Origin of the sequence: Exiguobacterium sp. s193, assembly GCF_018618755.1 — a bacterium.
GTDB lineage: Bacteria > Bacillota > Bacilli > Exiguobacteriales > Exiguobacteriaceae > Exiguobacterium_A.
The window spans coordinates 24,166-47,470 of the sequence record NZ_JACSMR010000016.1 but is presented as its reverse complement, the minus strand read 5'-3'; the positions used below and the strand labels follow the sequence as shown (position 1 = coordinate 47,470).

Below are 23,305 nucleotides of genomic sequence, written 5' to 3'. Positions count from 1 at the left end.
GACAACGAGCAGGGTCTTGCCTGCCTCTGAAAGTGCGTTGAAAACGCACTTTTTCCCGTAAGAGTCAACGAAACGTGACGCTTTTTAGGGAATACCATGACGGAAAGCCGGACATGCAGACACTTTAGAGCGCCACCCGTCCCGAATCGCTTTGAAGACGAGGTGAGACAGGGAAGCGAGAACGGATTGCCTCTCGATATCGCATGTTCACGCTTCATAAGCGTTTGTCTACACGCTAGGACTGCCACAGATGTGGCAGTCTTTACTTATGAGAAAAGAGGGAATGCCATGATAGAACAGACATACCGCGTCGTCATCCCGGCAGCTGGTGCCGGAAAACGGATGGGCGCAGATCGCAATAAACTGATGCTGATGTTACGGGACCGTTCAATCATTGAGTGGACACTCGATGTCTTTGAAGCCGATCCCCTCTGTGAAGAAATTATTCTTGCCATCAATCCGGCGGAACAAATCTGGTTTGAGCAAGTGACGGAACGTTACGCGACGCCAGTCCGGCTTGTTGCCGGGGGACGGGAACGACAAGAAAGTGTCTTGCGTGGACTCGAAGTCATCGCGACACCCGGCATCGTGTTGATTCATGACGGTGCCCGGCCGTTCGTCGAACAGGCAGCCATTCATGCCGTCGTCGCAGCGGCAGTCGAGCACAAAGCAGCGATTCTCGCCGTCCCGGTCAAAGATACCGTCAAGCGGATAACGGGTGCGACGATCGTCGAAACGGTCCCGCGGGACGAATTGATGGCGGCACAGACGCCACAAGCATTCGATCTTCAAACGATTCGGACGGTTCATCAAAAGGCGGCAGAACACTATTTAGGTACAGATGATGCAAGTTTGATAGAATGGGACGGAGGAAAGGTGACGCTCGTCACCGGTCAATATGAAAATATTAAAGTGACGACACCGGACGACCTATGGTTTGGTGAAGCGATCCTAATGAAACGAGGGAAATAACGATGATTCGAATTGGACAAGGTTTTGATGTACATGCATTCGCAGAAGATCGGAAACTCATCTTAGGCGGGATTGAAATCCCCCATACGAAAGGATTACTCGGTCACTCAGATGCGGACGTCTTGCTGCATACGATTGCGGACGCGGCACTCGGAGCGATTGCGGAAGGGGATATCGGGAAACATTTTCCGGATACAGATCCTGAATTCAAAGATGCAGACTCCGCTAAACTGCTCGAACATGTCTATGCACTCGTCAAGCGTAAAGGATATGAACTGATTAACTTAGACGCGACCGTCATTGCGCAAGCGCCTAAATTACGTCCGTACATCGATACGATGCGTGCGCGGATCGCGGAACTGCTTGAAGCGGACATCGAGCAAATCAACGTCAAAGCGACGACGACGGAATGGCTCGGGTTTACAGGGCGTGAAGAAGGAATTGCGTGCCAAGCTGTGATTCTGCTGAAACGAATCGAAGAATAAGGTATACTGATTAAGCGAATTTTAGACTAAAGGAGTGATCGGAAATGGCAGAAGTACGTGTACGTTATGCACCAAGTCCGACCGGGCACCTTCATATTGGGAATGCACGGACGGCTTTATTCAACTATTTGTTCGCACGTCATGCGGGCGGGAAAATGATTTTACGGATTGAGGATACGGACCAAAAACGAAACATTGATGGTGGCGTTGAAAGTCAGATGAAGTACCTCGAGTGGCTCGGAATCGATTGGGATGAAGGTCCAGGCCGCGGTGGCGACTACGGTCCTTATTTCCAAATGGAGCGACTTGACCTCTATCAAAAATACACGGACGAGTTACTTGAAAAAGGACTCGCTTACCGTTGCTACATGACATCGGAAGAACTTGAGGCAGAGCGTGAAGCACAAATCGCACGTGGTGAAGCACCACGTTATTCAGGTGCACACCGCAACCTGACGCAAGAACAAGAAGACGCATTCGTCGCGGAAGGACGGACACCATCGATTCGGATTCGTGTACCGGAAAGCGTGACGTATACATGGAACGATATCGTCAAAGAAGACGTATCGTTTGAATCAAAAGACTTCGGAGACTGGGTCATCGTCAAAAAAGACGGGATTCCGACGTATAACTTCGCCGTTGTCGTCGACGATCACTTGATGGCAATCAGCCATGTCTTACGTGGAGACGACCACATCTCGAACACGCCGAAACAGATGATGATTTATGATGCGTTCGGTTGGGAGTATCCAACATTTGGTCACATGACGCTCATCGTCAACGAAGAGCATAAAAAACTGTCGAAACGTGATCAATCGATCATTCAGTACATCGAGCAGTATAAAGACCTCGGTTATCTCCCGGAAGCGTTACTCAACTTTGTGACGTTGCTTGGTTGGTCGCCGGTCGGGGAACAAGAAATCTTCACGAAAGAAGAATTCATCGAGATCTTTGATGCGTCCCGCCTGTCGAAGAGTCCAGCTGTGTTCGATCAACAAAAGCTAGCTTGGATTAACGGGCAGTACATGAAACACCAATCGTTCGAAGAAGTATTCGAAGCGAGTCTTCCATTCCTTCAAGCAGCAGGACGTGTCTCAAACGAGCCGTCAGCGGAAGAACTCGACTGGGCGAAAAACCTCGTCGGACTTTACCGTGAGCAGATGACACACGGAGCAGAAGTCGTTGAGCTTTCAGAGATGTTTTTTGAAGATGAAGTGGTGTATGATGAAGAAGCAAATACTGTCTTGAGTGGCGAAACGGTTCCGACCGTCTTAGCTGAATTCGCAAATCAATTGCGGACACTTGAAGAGTGGACGCCGGAAGCGATCAAAGCATCGATTAAGGCAACACAAAAAGCAACCGGTCAAAAAGGAAAAAATCTGTTCATGCCAATCCGCGTCGCAACGACGGGGCAAACACATGGTCCAGAACTTCCGAATACGATTCAACTATTAGGAAAAGACCGCGTACTTGCGCGACTAGACGTATAAATAAAGCGTAGATGAGGAAAGTAGTGTCAATGTTTCTTCTCCAGAGACAAGCTTGTGTGGTGCGAGAGCTTGAAGAAAATTGTCATGAAATGCCCCTCTGAGTGCTACCCGAAATCAGTGAGAGTAGGCGTAGACGTATCTCCGGCGTTAACGGACACGGAGAGGGACGAGTGACTCGTCCAAACAGAGTGGGACCGCGCTGATTAGCGTCTCTGTGCAGCGATGCACGGGGGCGCTTTTTCTTATGGAGAGGAGATTGAACATGACACGCATACGAGAAGACATTCGCAATGTATTCAACCAAGATCCGTCTGCACGCAGTCGCATTGAAGTCATCTTGACGTACCCTGGACTGCATGCGATTTGGATGCACCGTGTAGCCCATCGGTTATGGAAGATGAATTTGAAATTACTTGGACGAAGCATTGCCCAGTTCAGCCGCTTTATGACAGGAATCGAAATTCACCCAGGTGCGACGATCGGACGCCGTTTCTTTATCGATCATGGCATGGGTGTCGTCATTGGGGAAACGGCAATCATCGGAGACGATGTGACGATTTTCCAAGGCGTGACGCTCGGCGGGACGGGCAAAGAGACAGGCAAACGCCATCCGACGCTCGGGAACGGGGTGCTCGTTTCAGCGGGAGCACGTGTACTCGGTGATATTTCGGTCGGCGATGCATCAAAAATCGGGGCAAGCTCAGTCGTCCTAAAAGACGTCCCTGCTAACGCGACGGTCGTCGGAATCCCGGGGCGTGTCGTCGTCCAGGACGGGATGAAAGTCGAGGCCCCACTTGATCACCGTCTACCGGATCCGGTCAGTGAGTGTCAGGAGCGGATTGAAATTGAAATTGATGAATTAAAACGTGAAATTGAGCGAATTAAAGGAGGACTTCGAAATGATACAACTTTACAACAGCATGACCGGAAAAAAGGAACCATTTAAACCGTTAGAAGAAGGTAAGGTCAAGATGTATGTCTGTGGACCAACTGTCTACAACTATATTCATATCGGAAATGCTCGTCCGGCCATCGTGTTTGATACGGTCCGCCGTTACTTGACGTACCGCGGTTATGAAGTCCAGTACGTCTCGAACTTTACGGACGTCGATGATAAAATCATTCGGACGGCGAATGAGCTCGGTGAAGACTACCATGATTTGACGAAACGTTTCATCGCGGCATACCACGCAGATACAGGTGCCTTGAACGTGCAACAAGCGGACGTCCATCCGCTCGTCACAGAGACGATGGATGATATCATCGACTTCATCAAAGTCCTCGTCGAAAAAGGAAATGCCTATGCTTCAGGCGGAGATGTCTACTTCCGGACACGGAGCTTCGAGACCTATGGCCAGTTAAGTCAGCAATCGATTGATGAACTCCGGTCAGGCGCGCGGATTGAAGTCGGTGAGAAAAAAGAAGATCCACTCGATTTCGTCCTGTGGAAAGCCGTTAAGCCGGGTGAACCGTCTTGGACAAGTCCATGGGGTGAAGGACGCCCCGGCTGGCACATCGAGTGCTCGGCGATGGCGAAAAAATACTTGGGAGATACGATTGATATCCATGCCGGCGGACAAGACTTGAAGTTCCCGCACCATGAAAACGAAATCGCCCAGTCGGAAGCATGCAATTCACAAAAATTCGCAAATTACTGGATGCATAATGGATTCGTCAACATCGAAAACGAAAAGATGTCAAAATCACTCGGAAACTTTTTGACGGTCCATGAAGCGATTCAAGTCATTGATCCGATGGTCTTACGCTTCTTCATGTTGTCCGTCCAGTACCGTCACCCGATCAACTACAGCCGCGAACTGATTGATCAAGCCGTCAACGGTCTGGCACGGATTCGGGAGTCGGTCGCAAACGTCGAGCACCGTCTCGCGATGACGGCAGATCTCGGAACAGCAAATGAAAAATGGTTGAAACGAATTGAAGACATCAAGCAACACTTCATCACGTCGATGGATGATGACTTCAACACAGCGAATGCCGTGACGGATTTATTTGACCTATCGAAAGAAGCGAACCTGTATCTTGCAGAAGCACAAGTCTCAAAAGAAGTCCTCGACCGTTTCCTGACCGTCTTCAACGAATTGTCAGGTGTGTTAGGGGTAACGCTGACTGTCGACCGTGGACTATTAGACGAAGAAGTCGAGCAATTGATTACAGAACGGAACGAGGCACGGAAAAATCGTGATTTCGGACGGGCAGATGAAATCCGCGATCAGCTCCGCGACCAAGGCATCTTACTTGAAGATACAGCACAAGGGATGCGGTGGAAGCGCGGATGAAGAACTATAAACAATTGAATGCACTCGCGCTCGCCTATATGGGAGACGTCGTTTATGAGATGCGTGTCCGTGAGCGACTGCTTGACCGTGGATTCGTCAAACCCGGTGAGTTGCATCAAGCAGCGGTTCAATACGTCCGGGCGCAAGCGCAGGCGACCGTCGTTACACATTGGCTCAATCAGGGAACACTGACAGAAGAGGAACAAGCGGTCGTCCGGCGCGGAAAAAATGCGAAGTCGGGTTCTGTACCAAAAAGTACGGATGTCCACACGTACCGCTACGCGACAGCGTTCGAAGCATTGTTAGGCTACATTTATCTTTCAGAAGGAGGGGATCGTCTTGAAGAACTCATCGGGCAAGCGTTCGAATTACTCGAAGCCGAAACGACAGACGGAAAATAACCCAGTCGATCAAGCACAACGCCCTAAGACTGGCGAAAAACGAAAACGTGTTGAAAAGAAACAGGAGGACCCGATCGTCATCGAACCACTCGCAGAAGGTCAAGATTTCCTTTACGGACGAAATCCCGTTCTCGAAGCGTTACGAAGTGGACGCGAAATGAATAAGCTCTTTATCCAGGAAGGGCAACAAAAGGGACCGCTCGCCGTCATCCACGCGATGGCGCAAGAAGCGAATGTCCAAATCCAAATCGTGCCCCGTTCAAAACTCCATGGTTTGACAGGGAGTGACAACCACCAAGGTGTCGTCGCGGCGGTTGCTGCCTATGAATACGCGGAACTCGACGATATCTTTGCCTTGGCAGAGAAAAAGGACGAGACACCACTCATCGTCTTGCTTGACGAGCTGGAAGACCCGCATAACCTCGGTTCGATTCTTCGGACGGCGGACGCAGTCGGAGCGCACGGGGTCATCATTCCGAAACGCCGTTCGGTCGGATTGACACAAGTCGTCGCGAAGGCATCGACGGGTGCGATTGAACACATTCCGGTCGTTCGGGTGACGAATTTGACGCGGACGATGGAAGACCTCAAGAAAAAAGGGCTTTGGTTCGTCGGGACGGATGCACGTGAAAGTGATGATTACCGCACGCTCGACGGAACGATGCCACTTGGTATCGTCATCGGTAGTGAAGGCAAAGGGATGAGTCGGCTCGTCCGAGAGAAATGTGATTTCCTCGTCCACCTTCCGATGGCGGGTCATGTCACGTCACTCAACGCTTCCGTTGCCGCATCCCTTTTATTGTATGAAGTGTACCGGACGAGAAAGCCGTACGCGCGATGAAATATGACCGTCTGATCGTTGATGGCTACAATATCATTGGCGCATGGCCGGAATTCCGGACATTGCGGGAGCAAGATTTTGAATTAGCACGGGAACGATTGGTCGATGCAATGGCGGAATATCAGGCAGTGACGGGAATTAGCGTCACGATCGTCTTTGATGCCTATCTTCAGCCAGGGCGCGAGTCACGCTTGAAAAAAAGTGGGCTCGAGGTCATTTATACACGCGAAAATGAAACAGCTGACGAATGGATTGAGAAAACAGCAGCGGAGTGGCTACAAGACATTCGTGTCAAGCTGACCGTCGCGACGAATGATTTTACGGAACAATGGGTCATCTTTACGCTTGGCGCACTCCGCATCTCGGCACAGGAGTTGAGGCGGGACTGGAAAGCAGCAGTCGCCGTTATTCAAGGACAGACGACGATGTCGAAGACGAGCAAGAAACCACGCTCGACAATCGATTTGCCAGCAGATGTCATCGAACGACTCGAACAAATCCGAAGAAGAAAAAATTCAGACCAATGAGCGGCTCGCCGCTTAAAAATGAACCGTTCTCTTGATCGATATATCAAGGGAACGGTTTTTTGAGGCGAAAACACAGATAAAAAGAGGTCATGCCAATTTTCATTGTCGCGGGATAGGAAATTATTGTATAATTGTAGGCAATTGATTAGTTCGTCATAGAAGCTTGGAGGGATGAAGGATGAGTTTGGTTTCGTTCGACCAGTTTGAGTGCATGTCTGATGAAGCGCTTGTAGAACAAGCGAAGGTATTCGATAATAGCGATGCCCTTGAATTTCTGATCGAGCGCTATCGTAACTTCGTACGTGCGAAAGCCCGCTCTTATTTTTTAATTGGGGCTGACCGTGAAGATATCATTCAAGAAGGCATGATTGGATTATACAAAGCAGTCCGCGACTACCGGACTGACAAATTAGCCTCGTTCAAAGGATTTGCCGAACTCTGCATCACACGACAAATGATTACGGCGATTAAGACGGCGACCCGTCAAAAACATATTCCACTCAATTCGTACATCTCGCTCGACAAACCGATTTATGATGATGAATCTTCTGAACGGACGCTCCTCGATATCATCACATCGACGGTACCTTCGGATCCACAAATTTTGATTGTTAACCGTGAAGAGTATGCAGACATCGAAACAAAGATGGATGAAATACTCAGTGATTTAGAACGAAAAGTATTGGCGCTCTATCTCGATGGGCGGACCTATCAAGAAATTTCTGACGATCTCGACCGGCACGTCAAATCGATTGATAATGCGTTGCAACGTGTCAAACGCAAACTCGAACGTTACCTAGAGGCGCGGGAATTGATCGTCTGACCGTGAGGTGGATTGACCGATTCAGTTGCGATATGCTACTGTATAAATAGCGCCTTACTAGCGAGACGCCGCTCATAGGCGTTTTTTTTTACGCTCTTTTTTGGAGGAAATGCTCCGCTTGAGAGAGAGTGGCAAAGAAGGAGGTCTTTTGAGATGGCGAAGAAAGTAGGCCTTGCTTGTGATATTTGCGGTGCCCGCGATTATACGACGATGAAAAAAGAGGACGTCACAGTCCGCTTGGAATTGAAAAAATTCTGTCGGCGTTGTAACGCGCATACGATTCATAAAGAAGCGAAATAAGGCTTCATCTGTCCCGATTTATTACATCCTGGAGGGAAAGTACGATGAAATTTTTGCGTGACGTATGGAATGAACTGAAAAAGACGAGCTGGCCAAAACGAAAAGAATTGACGAAGTACACATTGACGGTAATCGGTATGGTTATCTTCATGGGCGTCTTCATCTTTGGTATCGATTCTGGTCTCAGCGCACTCATGAGTTGGTTGATTAAGTAAAAAGAAGAGGTGGCGTACCATGGATAAACAGTGGTTTGTCGTCCAAACGTACTCTGGATTCGAAAACAACGTCAAGGCTAACCTTGAACGTCGGATCGAGTCTATGAACATGGACGAGAAAATCTTCCGTGTACTCGTTCCGATCGAAACGGTACAGGAAGAAGTAACGAATAAAAAAGGTGAAACAAAAATCAAAGAACGTGAAATCAAGATCTTCCCGGGGTATGTCCTCGTCGAAATGGTCATGACGGATGATTCTTGGTATGTTGTTCGTAACACACCGAACGTAACCGGATTCCTTGGTTCTGTGGGTGGCGGTTCTAAGCCGACGCCGCTTCTTCCTGAAGAAGCTGAAAACATCCTTGGTTCGATGGGACTTGTCGATATGAAGAGCCGTTATGACTACGCACTCGGTCAGATTGTTCGGATTAAAGTCGGTGCCTTCGAGAACTTCGAAGGAACGGTTGAAGAGCTCGATACAGATGCTGAAAAAATGAAAGTTTCTGTTGATATGTTCGGTCGCGAAACGAAAGTTGAACTCGATTTTTCACAAGTTGAAAAAATCGATTAAGTTTCCTATTGCGAATGTTTTGTTTTAATGGTACAATTTTTCCTGTTTGATGTTGTGCTTATTTCGATAAATAACTCGTCGAATAGAATGAGTGGGAGGACGCGCAACGTCCAATTAAACCACATTAAAGAATTAAGGAGGTGTGTCTCGTGGCGAAGAAGGTTATGAAACTAGTTAAACTTCAAATTCCTGCGGGCAAAGCAAACCCAGCTCCACCAGTTGGACCGGCACTCGGTCAAGCAGGTGTGAACATCATGGGCTTCTGTAAAGAGTTCAACGCTCGTACACAAGACCAAGCCGGCTTGATTATCCCTGTAGTCATCACGGTTTTTGAAGATCGTTCATTTACGTTTATTACTAAAACTCCACCAGCAGCAGTTCTCTTGAAGAAAGCAGCTGGAATCGAGAGCGGTTCAGGCGAGCCTAACCGTAAGAAAGTAGCGACAGTCAAACGTGACAAAGTTCGCGAAATCGCTGAAACGAAAATGCCAGACCTCAACGCAGCATCTGTTGAAACAGCGATGTTGATGGTTGAAGGTACTGCACGTTCTATGGGTATCGTAATCGAAGACTAAGTCTTTCGGATTACAATGAACAACGATGAGGGTCGCAGGCGGATAGTTACTTGAAGCCTTGCTACCCTTTCATTATGTGGGAGGATTTTCCGCACAACCACAAAGGAGGAACCTAAAATGGGTAAGAAGTATAAAGAAGCTGCTAAACTTATCGATCGTACGGTTTCATACGAACTCGCTGAAGCGGTAGACTTGACTAAAAAGTCTGCAACTGCGAAATTCGATGAAACAATCGAACTTGCTGTTCGTCTCGGAGTCGATCCGAAGAAAGCAGATCAACAAATCCGTGGAGCAGTCGTATTGCCACACGGTACTGGTAAAACACAACGCGTTCTCGTCTTCGCAAAAGGTGAGAAATTAAAAGAAGCGGAAGCTGCTGGAGCAGATTACGCTGGTGATTCTGAGTATATCGCTAAAATCCAAAAAGGATGGTTCGACTTCGATGTTATCGTTGCGACACCTGACATGATGGGTGAAGTTGGTAAACTCGGTCGTGTTCTCGGACCTAAAGGCCTCATGCCTAACCCGAAAACAGGAACTGTTACATTTGACGTCACAAAAGCAATCAACGATATCAAAGCTGGTAAAGTTGAGTACCGTGTCGACAAATCAGGTAACATCCACGTTCCTGTCGGTAAAAAATCTTTCGATAACGAGAAGTTGGTTGAAAACATCACTACCGTTATGGAAACACTCGTAAAAGTTAAGCCTGCTACTGCTAAAGGTGTTTACCTTAAAAACATCGCGATCGCTTCTACAATGGGTCCTGGTGTAAAAGTATCTTCAGCTGACTTCGCGAAATAATTTCGTCTAAAACGAACTTGACAACGTTCTAAGAACGCTGTTACAGTATAAAACGTTGATATATTCGACATACCGTAGACAGAAGGTGCTCATCGATTGAGCTTAAACCCTTCCGAGGTGTTCTTGCTCAGAGAGCCTGTTTGTTCAGGTATCCTTTTTGACGATTACGCCTCCTCTGCCCTGCAGACGGAGGCTTTTTATTTGAAATCGAGCAGCCCCTCGCGCCGGTACAATTTATTTACCAGGAGGTGCAACAGAAATGGCAAACGAAAAAGTTATCGCTGTCAAAGCGGATCTCGTATCTGAGATCGCTGAGAAAATGCAAGCGAGCGCTGGAACAATCGTCGTCGACTACCGTGGTCTCACAGTAGACGAAGTCACTGAACTTCGTAAACAACTCCGCGAAGCGGGTGTTGAATTCAAAGTTTACAAAAACGGTCTCCTCCGCCGCGCAGCAGTTCAAAGCAACCTTGAAGGTCTTGATGAAGTATTCACAGGTCCTAGTGCGATCGCATTCAGCAATGAAGACGTTATCGCGCCAGCTAAGATCTTGAACAACTTCGCTAAAGAACACAAGGCTCTCGAACTTAAAGGTGGTATCATCGAAGGCAAAGTCACTTCAGTAGAAGATGTCAAAGCCCTTGCAGAACTTCCATCACGCGAAGGTCTCCTTTCAATGCTCCTCAGCGTGCTTCAAGCGCCAATCCGCGGTCTCGCGGTGGCAACGAACGCAATCGCAGAGCAAAAAGAAGAACAATCTGCTTAATGTCCGCTTAGCGGGATAGGCAAACACACAATTTTTCAAACCCCAACGTGGGCTAAATCAAAGGAGGAAAACCATAATGGCTTTCAACAAAGAGCAATTTATCGAAGACCTCAAGGGCATGACTGTTCTTGAACTTAACGAACTCGTAAAAACAATCGAAGAAGAATTCGGCGTATCAGCAGCAGCTCCAGTAGCAGCAGCAGGTGCAGGCGCAGCAGCAGCTGAAGAGCAAACTGAATTCGACGTAATCCTTACTAGCGCAGGATCTGGTAAAATCAACGTCATCAAAGCAGTTCGCGAATTGACAGGCCTCGGTCTTAAAGAAGCGAAAGCACTCGTTGACGGAACTCCGGCTCCAGTTAAAGAAGGCGTTTCGAAAGAAGATGCTGACGCAATCAAAGCTAAGCTTGAAGAAGCTGGCGCAAGCGTAGAAGTTAAGTAATTTTCTTCTTCCGCAGACAAAAGAAGCTCGCTTTGCGGGCTTCTTTTGTTTTCATCTTTAATCAAGAGAGGGGAAGGAAACATGGCAGACCATTATTATACGAATGATCCCTCCTCGAAACGAGATCCAAAATCATGGGAGTTCGTTCTTCGTGGTGAAACGTTCCGTTTTACGTCGGATCATGGTGTGTTCTCAAAAGGTGGCGTCGACTTCGGTTCGCGTCTATTGATTGAGTCATTCGTTGAACCGGATGTACCGGGTGCGATTTTAGATGTCGGTTGCGGATATGGACCGATGGGGATTTCACTGGCGAAAACGACCGGACGTGACGCAACACTCGTTGATGTAAATGAACGGGCACTTGAATTAGCGGCTGAAAATGCCCAGGCGAATGGTGTTTCCGTGACGACCGGTGTAAGTGACGGGTATGTTGGAGTAGGCGATGAGACGTTTGCAGCGATCGTGACGAATCCACCGATTCGGGCTGGGAAAGCCGTCGTCCATCGGATTTTGCGCGAAGCGTATGATCATCTCGTAGTAGGGGGCGCCCTCTGGGTCGTCATTCAGAAAAAACAAGGTGGACCATCAGCGAAGAAACTGATGGAAGAAGTCTTCGGCTCTTGCGAGACGGTCACCAAAGATAAAGGGTACTCGATATTTAAATCAATTCGGTCTTGACAAATCGAGTGATTTGTCGTTGACCTCGTGTTGTGTCTATGATAGTATTATAAAATGCCATTGGAGTGATTTTTGGATAAGCAGGTTGAAAGTAGCTGGCGTTCTCGACTACAGATGATTGAGTAGACAAGACGTCGCTTTTTTGCGCTTATCGGTCAAAAAATGGCTTCAATGTTCGATATTACACCCGTCCTTCTCTAGAAGAAGAAGTGGGTCTGAGAGGTGAATCAGTTGACTGGTCAACTTGTTCAGTACGGTCGTCACCGTCAGAGAAGAAGCTATGCACGTATCAGCGAAGTATTAGAACTTCCAAATCTAATTGAGATTCAAACGAATTCATACGAATGGTTCCTACGGGAAGGTCTTCGTGAGATGTTTCATGACATTTCGCCGATTTCCGACTTCACAGGAAATCTCGTATTAGAATTCATCGATTACTCGCTCGGTGAGCCGAAGTATTCGATTGATGAATCGAAAGAACGCGACGTGACCTATTCGGCACCACTGCGCGTAAAAGTCCGTCTTCAAAACAAAGAGACGGGTGAATTGAAGGAACAAGAAGTCTTCATGGGTGACTTCCCGCTTATGACGGAGTCGGGAACATTCATTATTAATGGTGCGGAACGAGTCATCGTTTCTCAGCTTGTTCGTTCGCCAAGTGTGTATTACAACAATAAGTTAGATAAGAACGGTAAACGTGGATTCTCGGCAACGGTCATCCCGAACCGTGGAGCATGGCTCGAACTTGAGACAGATGCGAAAGATATCGTATATGTCCGAATCGACCGCACACGTAAGATTCCTGTAACGGTTCTTTTACGTGCTCTTGGTTTCGGTACGGATCAGGAAATCATCGATCTCCTTGGAGATGATGAGTACCTCCGGAATTCGCTTGAAAAAGATAATACAGAAACAACGGAAAAAGCCCTCATTGAAATTTATGAGCGTCTACGTCCGGGTGAGCCACCGACAGTTGAAAATGCGAAAGCACTTCTCGTGTCACGGTTCTTCGACCCAAAACGTTACGATTTGGCAAACGTTGGTCGCTATAAAATCAACAAAAAGCTTCATTTAAAAAACCGTCTTTTCGGACAAAAACTTGCGGAAACGCTTGTTGACCCGGAAACAGGCGAAGTAATCGCAGAAGAAGGAACGGTTCTTGACCGTCGTATGCTCGACAAAGTCTTACCATTCCTCGAAGGTTCTGTCGGTTACATCGAAGCGACGCCAACAGGCGGTGTAACGCAAGGCGAAGCCTTCAACTTGCAGTCGATCAAGGTGTTCGCACCGGACGATGCTGAAGGTGAACGCATCATCAATATCATCGGTAACGGTAACATCGATCGTGACATCAAGCACATTACGCCTGCTGACATGATTGCTGCTATCAACTACTTCTTCAACTTGTTGCATGAAGTAGGGACAACAGACGATATCGACCACCTCGGTAACCGTCGTCTCCGTTCTGTCGGTGAATTGCTCCAAAACCAGTTCCGGATCGGTCTTTCACGGATGGAACGTGTTGTTAAAGAACGGATGTCGATTCAGGATCAAAATGCGATCACGCCACAGGCATTGATTAACATTCGTCCCGTAATCGCATCAATTAAAGAGTTCTTCGGTAGTTCACAGTTATCGCAGTTCATGGACCAAACGAACCCGCTTGCTGAGTTGACGCACAAACGTCGTCTCTCTGCTCTTGGACCTGGTGGTTTGACACGTGAGCGTGCTGGCTTTGAAGTTCGAGATGTTCACTACTCGCATTATTCCCGTATGTGTCCAATCGAAACGCCAGAGGGACCAAACATCGGTTTGATCAACTCACTGTCTTCGTTCGCGAAAGTCAATGAGTATGGTTTCATTGAAGCGCCATACCGCCGTGTCAATCCGGAAACGGGTGTTGTCACGGATGAAATTCACTACATGACGGCAGACGAAGAAGACCTCTACGTCGTTGCGCAGGCAAACATGTTGTTGACGGAAGAGAAGACGTTCCAAGATACACACGTCTTAACACGTTTCCGTGGACAAAACTTGTCTGTTGAACCAGCTCGTGTCGACTACATGGACGTTTCTCCGAAGCAGGTTGTTTCGGCAGCGACAGCGTGTATTCCGTTCCTTGAGAACGATGACTCGAACCGTGCCCTCATGGGAGCAAACATGCAACGTCAGGCCGTACCACTTCTCGACCCGGAATCTCCGATTGTCGGAACTGGGATGGAGTACGTGTCTGCGAAAGACTCAGGAGCTGCCGTTGTTGCAAAACACGCTGGTATCGCTGAGCGTGTAACGGCGCGTGAAATCCTTGTCCGTCGTACGACGGAAGTCGATGGCAACATCGTACAGGGTGAACTTGACCGTTACAAAATCCAGAAATTCATTCGTTCTAACCAAGGAACGTGCTATAACCAAAAACCAATCATCAAAGTAGGCGATCCTGTCGATAAAGGCGAGATTCTTGCTGATGGTCCATCAATGGACGGTGGGGAACTTGCGCTCGGTCGTAACGTACTCGTCGGTTTCATGACATGGGATGGTTACAACTACGAGGATGCCGTCATCATGAGCGAACGTCTTGTGAAAGATGACGTCTACACGTCGATCCACATTGAGGAATACGAATGTGAATCACGCGATACAAAACTCGGACCGGAAGAAATCACTCGTGATATTCCAAACGTCGGTGACGACGCCCTGAAAAACCTCGACGACCGCGGTATCATCCGTGTCGGTGCTGAAGTTAAAGACGGGGATATCTTAGTCGGTAAAGTTACACCTAAGGGCGTAACGGAATTGACAGCTGAAGAACGCCTGCTTCATGCAATCTTCGGTGAAAAAGCACGTGAAGTCCGTGATACATCACTCCGTGTACCACACGGCGGCGACGGTATCATCCTTGACGTCAAAATCTTTGATCGTGATAACGGCGACGAGCTCTCACCTGGTGTCAACCAGTTGATCCGTGCGTACATCGTTCAGAAGCGTAAGATTCACGAAGGAGATAAAATGGCGGGTCGTCACGGTAACAAAGGTGTTATCTCACGTATCTTGCCAGAAGAAGACATGCCGTACATGCCAGACGGCACACCAATCGACATCATGTTGAACCCACTTGGTGTACCATCGCGGATGAACATCGGGCAGTTGCTCGAGCTTCACCTTGGTATGGCTGCACGCCAACTCGGAATCAAAGTCGCATCACCAGTATTCGATGGTGCGCGTGAGGAAGATGTTTGGGCAACGATTGAAGAAGCTGGTATGGATCGCGACGCGAAGACTATCCTTTATGATGGTCGTTCAGGTGAAGCATTCGATAACCGCATCTCAGTTGGTGTCATGTATATGATCAAACTCGCCCACATGGTCGATGATAAACTTCACGCACGTTCGACGGGTCCTTACTCACTCGTTACGCAACAGCCGCTCGGTGGTAAAGCCCAGTTCGGTGGACAGCGTTTCGGGGAGATGGAAGTATGGGCACTTGAAGCATATGGTGCCGCGTATACACTCCAAGAGATCTTAACGATCAAATCGGATGATACGATCGGTCGTGTTAAAGCGTATGAAGCGATCGTTAAAGGTGAAAATGTACCGCAACCGGGCGTACCGGAATCGTTCCGAGTTCTCATTAAAGAGCTTCAATCACTTGGTATGGACGTTAAGATGATGTCTGCTGAGGACGAAGAGATCGAAATGAAGGACGACGACGAGGACAACATCCCGAACGCGACTCCAGCACTCGAAGAAGTTCAAGCGCCTGTCGCACCAGTTGTTACTGAAGAGGAATAAGCGAAAGGGAGGTCCACCCCTTGGTAGATGTTAATAGATTTGAATATATGAAAATCGGCCTCGCTTCCCCTGAAAAGATCCGTTCGTGGTCTTTCGGGGAAGTGAAGAAGCCGGAGACGATCAACTATCGTACGCTCAAACCAGAGAAAGACGGTTTGTTCTGTGAACGGATTTTTGGTCCTACGAAAGACTGGGAATGTTACTGTGGTAAATACAAACGAATCCGTTATAAAGGAATCATTTGTGACCGCTGTGGCGTTGAAGTCACGAAGTCGAAAGTCCGTCGTGAGCGCATGGGTCACATCGAGCTCGCAGCACCGGTTTCGCACATCTGGTACTTCAAAGGTATCCCAAGCCGTATGGGTCTCGTTTTAGATATGTCACCACGTGCGCTCGAAGAGATCATTTACTTCGCATCGTACGTCGTTACAGATCCAGGCGAGTCTACACTCGAGAAGAAACAACTCCTGTCAGAAAAAGAATACCGTGCATACCGTGAGAAATTCGGTAGCTCATTCACAGCTGAGATGGGTGCGGAAGCCGTTCGTAAATTGCTCCGTGACGTTGAACTCGAAAAAGAAGTAGCTGGTTTACGTGAAGATCTTCGTATGATTCAAGGACAACGTCGTACGCGTGCGATTAAACGTCTTGAAGTCTTAGATGCTTTCCGTAACTCAGGCAATAACCCGGAATGGATGGTTCTCGAAGTATTACCAGTCATCCCACCAGAACTTCGTCCGATGGTCCAACTTGATGGTGGACGTTTCGCGACATCAGATTTAAACGATTTATATCGTCGTGTCATCAACCGTAACAACCGTCTCAAGCGTCTTCTTGACCTTGGCGCTCCGAACATCATCGTTCAGAATGAAAAACGGATGTTACAAGAAGCAGTTGATGCCTTGATTGATAACGGTCGTCGTGGCCGTCCGGTCACTGGACCAGGTAACCGTCCATTAAAATCACTTTCACATATGTTGAAAGGGAAACAAGGACGTTTCCGTCAAAACTTACTCGGTAAACGTGTCGACTATTCTGGTCGTTCGGTTATCGTCGTTGGTCCGAACCTGAAGATGTATCAATGTGGTCTTCCAAAAGAAATGGCGCTTGAACTCTTCAAACCGTTTGTCATGAAAGAACTCGTCTCACGTGGTATCGCACCAAACATTAAGAGTGCGAAACGTAAAATCGAACGCGTTCAACCTGAAATCTGGGATGTACTTGAAGAAGTCATCCGCGAGCATCCGGTTCTCTTGAACCGTGCACCGACACTTCACCGTCTCGGTATTCAGGCGTTCGAACCAACACTTGTCGAGGGTCGCGCGATTCGCCTTCACCCACTCGTATGTACGGCTTACAACGCCGATTTCGATGGTGACCAAATGGCGGTCCACGTACCACTTTCTGCAGAAGCACAAGCAGAAGCACGTCTTCTCATGCTCGCTGCACAAAACATCTTGAACCCGAAAGACGGTAAGCCTGTTGTTACACCATCGCAGGATATGGTCCTCGGTAACTACTACCTCACACTCGAGCGTGAAAACGCGATCGGTGAAGGTAAAATCTTCTCGACTGTGAATGAAGCACTCATCGCCTACCAAAATGGGTATGTTCACTTCCATTCACGTGTTGCGATTCCAGCCGGCGTTCTGAAGAACCCGACATTTACAGAATCACAAAACGAGAAATTATTGGTTACGACTGTCGGTAAGTTGATCTTCAACGAGATCCTCCCAACGACTTTCCCATACTTGAATGAGCCGACAATGAGTAACTTACAGGAAGCAACGCCTGAGAAGTACTTCCTTGAAAACGGAACGGATGTCGCAGCTGAGCTGAAAAACCGTCCAATCATCGAGCCATTCAAAAAAGGATTCCTCGGAAATGTCATCGCGGAAGTCTTCAAGCGTTTCGAAACGACTGAGACGAGCCGTATGCTCGACCGCATGAAAAACCTTGGTTTCAAACACTCGACACGTGCCGGTATCACGGTTGGTATCTCTGATATCATCGTACTTCCGGACAAACAGGAAATCCTGGTCGAGGCACAAGATAACGTCGATCGCGTTATGAAATCGTACCGCCGTGGTCTCATCACGGAAGACGAGCGCTATGAGCGTGTCGTCAAATCGTGGAACGACGCGAAGGATGAAATTCAGTCTCGTCTGATGAAATCCCTCAACCGTCTGAACCCGATCTTCATGATGAGTGACTCTGGTGCCCGTGGTAACGCATCAAACTTTACGCAGCTTGCAGGGATGCGTGGACTCATGGCCGCTCCGAGTGGACGGATCATCGAGCTCCCGATCAAATCTTCGTTCCGTGAGGGTCTGACGGTTCAGGAATACTTCATCTCGACGCACGGTGCGCGTAAAGGTCTTGCCGATACAGCCTTGAAGACTGCCGATTCAGGTTACCTGACTCGTCGTCTCGTTGATGTAGCGCAAGATGTCATCATTCGTGAAGATGACTGTGGAACGGATCGTGGTATCCGTGTCAAAGCACTTCGCGAAGGAACGGAAGAAATCGAAAGTCTTTACGACCGACTCGTCGGACGTACGGCATTCGAAAAAGTCGTTCACCCGGAAACAGGAGAAGTCCTCGTTTCTGTCAACGAACTCATCGATGAAGATATCGCGCGGACGATTACGGACGCCGGAATCGACAACGTTGAGATTCGTACAGCCTTCACATGTAACACGAGCCATGGTGTCTGTAAGAAATGTTACGGACGTAACCTTGCGACGGGTAACGATGTTGAAGTCGGCGAAGCAGTCGGAATCATTGCGGCACAATCAATCGGTGAGCCAGGAACGCAGCTTACAATGCGTACCTTCCACACAGGTGGGGTTGCCGGAGATGATATCACACAAGGTCTTCCACGTATCCAAGAGTTGTTCGAGGCCCGTAACCCGAAAGGTCAAGCGGTCATCTCGGAAATCGACGGACAAGTCATCGACTTTACGGAGTCGCGTGACAAACGTGAATTGACGATTCAAGGTCTGAGCGAAACACGTACGTACACGATCCCATTCGGATCACGTCTCCGTGTCCAACTCGGCGAAGAAGTCATTGCCGGTCAAGTGTTCACAGAAGGATCGATCGATCCGAAAGAACTCTTGAACGTTAAAGGTGTATCTGGTGTTCAGAACTACCTTCTTCAGGAAGTTCAAAAAGTATACCGGATGCAAGGGGTTGAAATCGGTGACAAGCACGTCGAGGTCATGGTTCGTCAGATGATCCGTCGCGTCCGCGTCATCGAGTCAGGTGAGACAACGCTCCTACCTGGTTCACTCGTTGATATCAGTACCTTTAAAGAAGCATGTAAAGAAGCGCTCCGTGCCGGTAAAGCACTCGCTTCTGCTAAACCAGTTCTCCTTGGTATCACAAAAGCATCGCTTGAGACAGATTCATTCCTATCAGCGGCTTCGTTCCAGGAAACGACTCGTGTCCTTACGGATGCAGCAATCAAAGGGAAGAGCGACTACCTTCGCGGCTTGAAAGAGAACGTTATTATCGGTAAACTAGTTCCAGCTGGTACAGGAATGACACGTTACCGTCAAATCGGACTCGAAGTAGCTGGTGAAGCACCTGTAGAAGCAGATTCTCCTGTAGAATAAAACGCCTTGACACGCCGGTATGGCGGTGCTACTATGATATAGTGTTGCCAACCGGCTGTGTTATTTTGGAGGATATCTTCATGTCTTACAAAAAAGTAGTCGGCGCAGATTTGAAGTTTGTCGGTCAAAAGCAAACGCTCAAAGCATTGCGATCTGGCAAGGCGTCGGAAGTGATCATCGCGGATGACGCAGATGAACACGTAAAACAAGCATTGCTCGACGCGGCGAAACAAGCTAACGTTCCAGTTGTGAACGTTCCTTCTAAGCTTGAGCTTGGTAAGGCTTGTGGAATCGACGTTGCTGCAACTGCTGTTGCCATTAAGAAAGTTTGATAATACGTTTTGTGTGGCGATGGAATGCCTGAGCCACGCAAAACGTTTCATTATGACTTTCGATGAACCACCCGGCTCGGTGGTTTTGAAACTTGTCATGAATTCAGGAAGGGAGGATCTCAAAGATGCCTACTATCAATCAATTGGTCCGTAAAGGACGTCAATCAAAAGTTGTGAAATCAGATTCGCCAGCGCTGAACAAAGGGTACAACAGCTTCATTAAAGCTCGTACTGACATCAGCTCACCACAAAAACGTGGTGTTTGTACTCGTGTAGGTACAATGACTCCGAAGAAACCGAACTCGGCTCTTCGTAAATACGCACGTGTACGTTTGACGAACACAATGGAAGTAACAGCTTACATCCCAGGTATCGGCCACAACTTGCAAGAGCACAGTGTTGTTCTTATTCGCGGAGGCCGCGTAAAAGACTTACCAGGGGTACGTTACCACATCGTTCGTGGTGCACTTGATACAGCTGGAGTTGACGGCCGTATGCAAGGTCGCTCGAAATATGGTACTAAACGTCCAAAAGCAGCAAAAAAATAATCTAGATATCTGAAGATATCACCTCACTATATGAAAGGAGGGACTCGGAATGCCACGTAAAGGTCAAGCAGAACGTCGTGATGTAATGGCTGATCCGATCTACAACTCTAAACTCGTTACCCGCCTTATCAACCGTCTTATGTTAGATGGTAAAAAAGGTACTGCTCAACAAATCTTATACAAAGCTTTCGAAGCTATCGCTGAACGTTCAGGTCGCGATGCAATGGAAGTTTTTGAAGAGGCGATGAACAACATCATGCCAGTTCTTGAAGTAAAAGCACGCCGTGTAGGTGGAGCTAACTATCAAGTTCCTGTCGAAGTCCGCCCTGAGCGCCGTACGACACTCGCACTTCGTTACCTCGTGAACTACTCACGTCTCCGTAACGAAAAAACAATGGATGCTCGTCTTGCTAATGAAATCATGGACGCTGCAAACAACACTGGTGCTTCTGTTAAGAAGCGCGAAGATATGCACAAAATGGCGGAAGCGAACAAAGCGTTTGCTCACTACCGCTGGTAATTCCGAAATTAACCACCTCATCTATGCCATTTTTTATGGAAATATGAGGTGGCTTTCGGGTATAGTCATGACGTGTGGCAACACACGTACACTAAATTAAAATGCGAAAGGAGAATGTTTAAAGATGGCAAGAGAATTCTCCCTTAAGAACACCCGTAATATCGGGATCATGGCCCACATCGATGCTGGTAAAACAACAACGACTGAGCGTATCCTCTATTACACGGGTCGTATCCACAAAATTGGTGAAACGCACGAAGGTGCTTCACAAATGGACTGGATGGAGCAAGAGCAAGAGCGCGGAATCACGATTACATCGGCAGCAACAACTGCACAATGGAAAGGTAACCGCGTAAACATCATCGATACTCCTGGACACGTAGACTTCACTGTTGAAGTTGAACGTTCACTCCGTGTACTTGATGGTGCGGTAGCAGTACTTGATGCTCAGTCTGGTGTTGAGCCACAAACTGAGACAGTATGGCGCCAAGCAACAACTTACGGCGTACCACGTATCGTTTTCGTAAACAAAATGGATAAAATCGGTGCAGACTTCCTGTACTCGGTCGGAACGCTCCGCGATCGCCTTCAAGCGAACGCACACGCAATCCAAATTCCAATCGGCGCGGAAGATGAATTCAAAGGAATCATCGACCTCGTTGAAAAGAAAACATACATGTACGGTAATGACCTCGGTACTGATATCGAAGTAACAGATGGTTTCCCTGCTGAGTTCGAAGAGGAAGCTGAAGAACTTCGTGCATCATTAATCGAAGCAGTTGCTGATTACGAAGAAGACATGATGATGAAATACCTCGAGGGCGAGGAAATTTCAATCGAAGAGTTAAAAGCGGGTATCCGTAAAGCGACTCTTACAGTTGATTTCTACCCTGTACTCGTTGGTTCGGCATTCAAGAACAAAGGTGTTCAGCTTATGCTTGACGCAGTCCTTGACTACCTCCCATCACCAGTCGACGTAAAAGCAATCACAGGAATTAACATGGATACAGATGAAGAGATCGTTCGTGAGTCTACTGACGAAGCGCCATTCTCTGCACTTGCATTCAAAGTTATGACTGACCCGTATGTTGGTAAATTGACATTCTTCCGTGTGTACTCTGGTACAGCTTCGGCAGGATCTTACGTCAAGAACTCAACAAAAGGTAAACGTGAGCGTCTTGGACGTATCCTTCAAATGCACGCGAACAGCCGTGAGGAGATCCCAATGGTCTTCGCTGGTGACATCGCTGCAGCTGTAGGTTTGAAAGATACGACTACTGGTGATACGCTTTGTTCTGAGAAAGACAACGTCGTTCTCGAATCAATGACATTCCCAGAACCAGTTATCTCGGTCGCGATCGAACCAAAAACGAAAGCTGACCAAGATAAAATGGGTCAAGCACTCGCTAAGCTTGCTGAAGAGGATCCAACGTTCCGCACTGAAACAAACCCAGAGACTGGTCAAACGATCATCTCAGGTATGGGTGAGCTTCACCTCGACATCATCGTTGACCGTATGCGTCGCGAGTTCAAAGTCGAAGCAAACGTTGGTGCTCCACAAGTAGCTTACCGTGAAACGATTCGCCAAGCGGCGAAAATCGATTCTAAGTTCGCTCGTCAATCAGGTGGTCGTGGTCAGTATGGTCACGTCGTCGTTGAATTCGAGCCAAACGAAGAAGGTGCTGGCTTCGAGTTCAACAACAAAATCGTCGGTGGTGTTGTTCCACGTGAATACATCCCAGCGGTTGAAAACGGAATCGAAGAAGCTCTTCAAAACGGTATCCTTGCTGGTTATCCAGTAGTTGACGTTAAAGCAGCACTCGTTTTCGGTTCATACCACGATGTCGACTCAAACGAGATGGCATTTAAAATCGCGGCTTCAATGGCCGTCAAACAACTTAAAGATAAGAGCGGCGCTGTTATCCTTGAGCCAATGATGAAAGTTGAAATCGTCATCCCAGACGAATACATGGGAGACATCATGGGTGATGTTACATCACGCCGTGGACGCGTTGAAGGTATGGAAGCTCGTGGGAACGCACAAGTCGTTCGCTCGATGATTCCACTTTCGGAAATGTTCGGATATGCAACAGGGCTTCGTTCGCGCACACAAGGTCGCGGTACGTACTCAATGCACTTCGATCACTACGAAGAAGTACCGAAATCAGTTGCTGAAGAAATCATCAAAAAATCAAACGGCTAATCCTTCACAGGTTGTCACGATTATTTGATTAGTGTAAGCTAAGGAAGGTGTACGTTATTCGACGATTCACCTTCCTAGTTATAAAATATTATTAGACACATAGAGG

General features: G+C 47.9%; 23 protein-coding genes and 2 other annotated features. All 23 genes read left to right on the top strand.

Features of this window, described 5'->3' with window-relative positions; translation table 11 throughout:
- The first annotated feature begins 288 nt into the window (after positions 1-288).
- The 23 genes from ispD to fusA all read left to right on the top strand — a co-directional run bounded on the left by ispD (position 289) and on the right by fusA (position 23,199).
- The gene (gene ispD / locus KNQ04_RS14785) at positions 289-972 is read left to right on the top strand and encodes a 2-C-methyl-D-erythritol 4-phosphate cytidylyltransferase (RefSeq protein WP_214851661.1); all 684 of its coding nucleotides are present in this window, start codon (positions 289-291) and stop codon (positions 970-972) included.
- Positions 973-974: 2 nt separating this feature from the next.
- Positions 975-1,457: a 2-C-methyl-D-erythritol 2,4-cyclodiphosphate synthase gene (gene ispF, locus KNQ04_RS14780; RefSeq protein WP_214851660.1), complete on the top strand. Its 483-nt coding sequence runs from the start codon at positions 975-977 to the stop codon at positions 1,455-1,457.
- 44 nt (positions 1,458-1,501) lie between these two features.
- The gene (gene gltX / locus KNQ04_RS14775; RefSeq protein ID WP_214851658.1) at positions 1,502-2,947 is read left to right on the top strand and encodes a glutamate--tRNA ligase; all 1,446 of its coding nucleotides are present in this window, start codon (positions 1,502-1,504) and stop codon (positions 2,945-2,947) included.
- Positions 2,947-3,164 (top strand) — a binding site (T-box leader). (Overlaps the previous gene by 1 nt.)
- A gap of 45 nt (positions 3,165-3,209) precedes the next feature.
- On the top strand, positions 3,210-3,893 hold the full coding sequence (cysE, locus tag KNQ04_RS14770) for a serine O-acetyltransferase (protein WP_214851656.1): 684 nt from the start codon (positions 3,210-3,212) through the stop codon (positions 3,891-3,893).
- The gene (gene cysS, locus KNQ04_RS14765; protein ID WP_214851654.1) at positions 3,847-5,244 is read left to right on the top strand and encodes a cysteine--tRNA ligase; all 1,398 of its coding nucleotides are present in this window, start codon (positions 3,847-3,849) and stop codon (positions 5,242-5,244) included. The genes cysE and cysS overlap by 47 nt, the downstream gene beginning before the upstream one ends.
- Positions 5,241-5,645: a Mini-ribonuclease 3 gene (locus KNQ04_RS14760; RefSeq protein WP_214851652.1), complete on the top strand. Its 405-nt coding sequence runs from the start codon at positions 5,241-5,243 to the stop codon at positions 5,643-5,645. The genes cysS and KNQ04_RS14760 overlap by 4 nt, the downstream gene beginning before the upstream one ends.
- A gap of 73 nt (positions 5,646-5,718) precedes the next feature.
- Positions 5,719-6,486, top strand: a complete 768-nt coding sequence (gene rlmB, locus KNQ04_RS14755) for a 23S rRNA (guanosine(2251)-2'-O)-methyltransferase RlmB (protein ID WP_029332244.1) — start codon at positions 5,719-5,721, stop codon at positions 6,484-6,486.
- The gene (locus tag KNQ04_RS14750; RefSeq protein WP_088836001.1) at positions 6,483-7,013 is read left to right on the top strand and encodes an NYN domain-containing protein; all 531 of its coding nucleotides are present in this window, start codon (positions 6,483-6,485) and stop codon (positions 7,011-7,013) included. Before rlmB ends, KNQ04_RS14750 begins: the two co-directional genes overlap by 4 nt.
- Positions 7,014-7,191: 178 nt before the next feature.
- Positions 7,192-7,836, top strand: a complete 645-nt coding sequence (gene sigH, locus KNQ04_RS14745; RefSeq protein ID WP_029332246.1) for an RNA polymerase sporulation sigma factor SigH — start codon at positions 7,192-7,194, stop codon at positions 7,834-7,836.
- A 153-nt stretch (positions 7,837-7,989) separates the two neighbouring features.
- Positions 7,990-8,136 carry a 50S ribosomal protein L33 gene (rpmG, locus tag KNQ04_RS14740; protein WP_029332247.1) on the top strand — a complete coding sequence of 49 codons (147 nt, stop codon included), beginning with the start codon at positions 7,990-7,992 and terminating at the stop codon, positions 8,134-8,136.
- Between the two features lie 44 nt (positions 8,137-8,180).
- Positions 8,181-8,351: a preprotein translocase subunit SecE gene (secE, locus tag KNQ04_RS14735; protein ID WP_029332248.1), complete on the top strand. Its 171-nt coding sequence runs from the start codon at positions 8,181-8,183 to the stop codon at positions 8,349-8,351.
- Positions 8,352-8,370: 19 nt separating this feature from the next.
- The gene (nusG, locus tag KNQ04_RS14730) at positions 8,371-8,922 is read left to right on the top strand and encodes a transcription termination/antitermination protein NusG (protein WP_214851651.1); all 552 of its coding nucleotides are present in this window, start codon (positions 8,371-8,373) and stop codon (positions 8,920-8,922) included.
- A 149-nt stretch (positions 8,923-9,071) separates the two neighbouring features.
- Positions 9,072-9,497, top strand: a complete 426-nt coding sequence (gene rplK, locus KNQ04_RS14725; protein WP_012368996.1) for a 50S ribosomal protein L11 — start codon at positions 9,072-9,074, stop codon at positions 9,495-9,497.
- Positions 9,498-9,614: 117 nt separating this feature from the next.
- A complete protein-coding gene (rplA, locus tag KNQ04_RS14720) occupies positions 9,615-10,301 on the top strand; it encodes a 50S ribosomal protein L1 (RefSeq protein ID WP_029332250.1) in 687 nt (228 codons plus the stop codon).
- 54 nt (positions 10,302-10,355) lie between these two features.
- Positions 10,356-10,510: a sequence feature (ribosomal protein L10 leader region), on the top strand.
- A gap of 50 nt (positions 10,511-10,560) precedes the next feature.
- Positions 10,561-11,067 (top strand): 50S ribosomal protein L10, encoded by a 507-nt coding sequence (gene rplJ, locus KNQ04_RS14715; RefSeq protein WP_214851650.1) that lies wholly within the window; start codon positions 10,561-10,563, stop codon positions 11,065-11,067.
- Between the two features lie 76 nt (positions 11,068-11,143).
- On the top strand, positions 11,144-11,509 hold the full coding sequence (rplL, locus tag KNQ04_RS14710) for a 50S ribosomal protein L7/L12 (RefSeq protein WP_012368999.1): 366 nt from the start codon (positions 11,144-11,146) through the stop codon (positions 11,507-11,509).
- Between the two features lie 81 nt (positions 11,510-11,590).
- Entirely contained in the window at positions 11,591-12,187 is a 597-nt protein-coding gene (locus tag KNQ04_RS14705; protein WP_214851649.1) for a class I SAM-dependent methyltransferase, read from the top strand.
- 231 nt (positions 12,188-12,418) lie between these two features.
- A complete protein-coding gene (gene rpoB, locus KNQ04_RS14700) occupies positions 12,419-15,976 on the top strand; it encodes a DNA-directed RNA polymerase subunit beta (protein ID WP_214851672.1) in 3,558 nt (1,185 codons plus the stop codon).
- A 20-nt stretch (positions 15,977-15,996) separates the two neighbouring features.
- Positions 15,997-19,596 (top strand): DNA-directed RNA polymerase subunit beta', encoded by a 3,600-nt coding sequence (gene rpoC, locus KNQ04_RS14695; RefSeq protein WP_285801196.1) that lies wholly within the window; start codon positions 15,997-15,999, stop codon positions 19,594-19,596.
- A gap of 80 nt (positions 19,597-19,676) precedes the next feature.
- Positions 19,677-19,928, top strand: coding sequence for a ribosomal L7Ae/L30e/S12e/Gadd45 family protein (locus KNQ04_RS14690; RefSeq protein WP_012369003.1), 252 nt, complete (start codon positions 19,677-19,679; stop codon positions 19,926-19,928).
- 125 nt (positions 19,929-20,053) lie between these two features.
- On the top strand, positions 20,054-20,476 hold the full coding sequence (gene rpsL, locus KNQ04_RS14685) for a 30S ribosomal protein S12 (protein ID WP_012369004.1): 423 nt from the start codon (positions 20,054-20,056) through the stop codon (positions 20,474-20,476).
- A gap of 49 nt (positions 20,477-20,525) precedes the next feature.
- On the top strand, positions 20,526-20,996 hold the full coding sequence (gene rpsG / locus KNQ04_RS14680) for a 30S ribosomal protein S7 (protein WP_214851648.1): 471 nt from the start codon (positions 20,526-20,528) through the stop codon (positions 20,994-20,996).
- 124 nt (positions 20,997-21,120) lie between these two features.
- A complete protein-coding gene (gene fusA, locus KNQ04_RS14675; RefSeq protein ID WP_214851647.1) occupies positions 21,121-23,199 on the top strand; it encodes an elongation factor G in 2,079 nt (692 codons plus the stop codon).
- Positions 23,200-23,305 lie beyond the last annotated feature (106 nt).